General features: G+C 56.6%; 2 protein-coding genes. One reads left to right on the top strand and one right to left on the bottom strand.

Annotation, left to right across the window (positions count from 1 at the left end):
- Window positions 1-1,953: retention module-containing protein (locus AB5Y64_RS11080; RefSeq protein WP_368203778.1), on the bottom strand; the 1,953-nt coding region annotated here is incomplete at its 3' end.
- A 297-nt stretch (window positions 1,954-2,250) separates the two neighbouring features.
- Here AB5Y64_RS11080 and AB5Y64_RS11075 point away from each other — a divergent pair.
- Window positions 2,251-2,957, top strand: a 707-nt coding sequence (locus AB5Y64_RS11075) for an IS1595-like element ISKpn3 family transposase (RefSeq protein WP_199416209.1), incomplete at its 3' end; no start/stop codon positions are given.

Below are 2,957 nucleotides of genomic sequence, written 5' to 3'. Positions count from 1 at the left end.
CGCCGTCGGGTGCGCCTCGTTGTCGTTCAGGGTGTAGCTGTAGCTCACCAGCCCGGTCGCCGGGTTGTACCCGGTGATGGTCAGGGTGTTGCCCAGCGGCGTGGTCACCCCGCTCAGCGGGAAGCCCGCCACCACCCCGTTCACCACGATGTTGATGCCACCCACGCTCAGGGTCTTCACCCCGTCCGGCGCGCTGATGGTGAAGTCCCCTGTCACCGTGGTCGACTCCTTGCTGCTGTCCGACCCCGCCGACTCATTCGCGCCGCGGGTCGCCAGCAGGTCGTCCTCGTACACCTTCGCATCCCCGCCCTCGCCCTTGGGCGTCAGGTTGGTGATGGTCACCCCGTCATCGTCGTTCTTGATGGTCAGGGTCAGGGTCGCCGTGCTCACGTCTCCGTCCGCATCCGTCAGGGTGTAGGTGAACACTTCGCTGCCCACCCCGCCCCCGGTCAGCGCCTTGAAGTCACCGTCGTTCGGGTTGAGGGTGTAGGTGTAGGCGCCGTTGGCATTGAGCACCAGGCTGCCGTAGGTCCCGCTCAGGGTGCCCGCGGTCACCGCCGCGCCATCCGCCCCCTGCACGTCGTTGGTGATGACGTTGCCATTGAGGACCAGGTTGTTCTCGCTCGCTACCGTCAGGTTGACGTCGCTCACCGCCGTCGGCACGTCATCCAGCACCACGACATCCAGCCCTGCACTGGTCGTGTCGCCATCGAGGTCCGTCAACACGACGTTGAAGCTCTCCGTCAGAGCCCCATCATTTGCAGGTTTGTTATGTGTTTCGTTATCGTTCAGGGTGTAGCTGTAGGTCACGCTGCCAACCCCTGTCACCGGGTTGTAGCTGACGCCGGTCACCAGCAGTTGATTTCCCAAAGGACTGGGGATCCCCTGGGGGAAGGTGGTCAAGACCTGGCCATTGCTGATCAGCGTCACACCTCCCAGTGTCAGGCTTTGTACTCCATCTGCCGCATTGAATGTAAAGGTACTGCTCTTGGTCAAGGCGGCGCCATCGGGGGCTGAGCCATCCGGCAATGCGGCTTCTTCAAGGACAAGCTCACCACCCTCGACCTGCAATCCATTCAGCGAGACAGGCTCATCTACAGGGGTGATGGTGATGGTCAGAGTGGAGTCGTTGGTATCATCCCCATCCGTTACGGTGTAATTGACCGCAGGTACAGGGCCTGTGTAGTTCAGCGCAGGGGTAAAGGTATAGGAGCCGTCGGCATTGATGATCAGCGTACCAATCCCATCCAGCGTGCTCTCAACGCCGGCAGCAATTCCCTGATTGCTGCCCCAGCTATAGGAAATGACAGACGTATCAAGGGGACCATCCGGATTGTTGCTGTTGTCGAGCACATTGCCACTGATGGCCTGATCTTCCTGGGTAACAGCAGACTCATCCTGATCATCGAGCTGATTCTCGGGCAGAAGATCGTCTTCCTGCAGCACATTCTGATCGATCAACGTGTCATAGCCGGTATCGAATCCGGCCTCGGCTATGGTCGCATCTCCGATGCGATCTATGACAACAAAACCACCATTGCCACTGGCCCCAGCGACCCCGCCGATACCGCCACCACCACCGGCGGCAGGTGCCCCACCGGCAGCAGAGGCTTCGAAGTTCTTGGTCGGGTCAACCCCTTGCAGGATGGATTGTTGCAACGCCGCAATTTCTGGCGACACTTCAGGCGAGCCTTGCTGATGATTGGCAACCGATGAGGACGATTGCCCCTCTGGAAGCATCTCTGTCCCTGCCGGGACACCATTGCCCTCTGCAGGTTTGTCATCGTAGGGAGCCAGCATCAATTTGGCATCATCAGCGATATTGAGTCTGGCGCCAGGCTGCAGTATCTCGCCAGGCTGGAGAGGACGACTGCTGCCATCGGCAAGCAGGATCTGAACGTTGCCTTCTACGGAAGAGACGACCACGGTTTTGTCGATGATTTGGGTGCGCATATCCATTGCTCCAGGGTGACAGATCTTGATGCCTACACTCTAGATACGCCCCCGTCCTGCTTCCGTTGCAAAAATGTACAGGGTTGAGTCTCTTTGACTTCATCCGATGCAGCGAATCGAACGAATATTTTTTACATATAAAAATCAATTAAGTAACAGCGCGAGTTTTAGTGATATTACCTATATGTCGCGTAAAAATGATGTACATATTCTAAACAGATACCTGATTACCCATGATTAGCAGTCAGTTACCACGAACTATACTGATCTTACGTACAGTTATCGAGGTGCGAGATCATGGCCAAAAGCAAAATCCAATTCCAGAAAGGCTACAGCCTGTTTGAGTTTCTCAAGGACTATGGCACTGAGGCTCAGTGCGAAAACGCGCTGTTCACTTGGCGTTTTCCTAACGGCTTTGTCTGCCCTGAATGTGCCAACAAGACCTGTTGTCGCCTGAGAAGGCGGCCACGTGTGTGGCAATGCAATCACTGCCGTCACCAGATGTCATTGACTGGAAACACGATTTTCGCAAACACCAAGCTCCCACTGACCAAGTGGTTTCTGGCAATGCACCTGTTGTCACAAACCAAAACAGGCTTGTCAGCGATGGAGCTAAAGCGCCAGTTGGGCGTCAAATATGACACCGCCTGGATGCTCAAGCACAAGCTGCTGCAAGCCATGAAAGAGTCCGATGACAAGCAGCCCATCAGCGGCATCATTCAGCTCGATGATGTCTACTGGGGTGGCGAGCGCCGTGGTGGCAAACGGGGTCGGGGCGCGGCAGGCAAGACGCCGTTTGTGGCAGCAGTGGCCCTGAACAAGGAAGGACATCCAATCAAGATGCGGATGACGGTGGTCGATGGTTTCAAAACCAAGTCCGTTGCTGATTGGGCAAAACGGCATATTGCCAGTGGTAGCGCGGTGATATCCGATGGATTGGCCTGTTTCAAAGCGGTCAAGGAGGCCAATTGTGAGCACCTGGGTGTTGTCACCGGGGGCAACCT

The sequence above is a fragment of the Aeromonas sp. R5-1 genome, from assembly GCF_040908265.1.
Classification (GTDB): domain Bacteria; phylum Pseudomonadota; class Gammaproteobacteria; order Enterobacterales; family Aeromonadaceae; genus Aeromonas; species Aeromonas caviae.
This window is presented reverse-complemented; position numbering and strand designations above follow the sequence as displayed.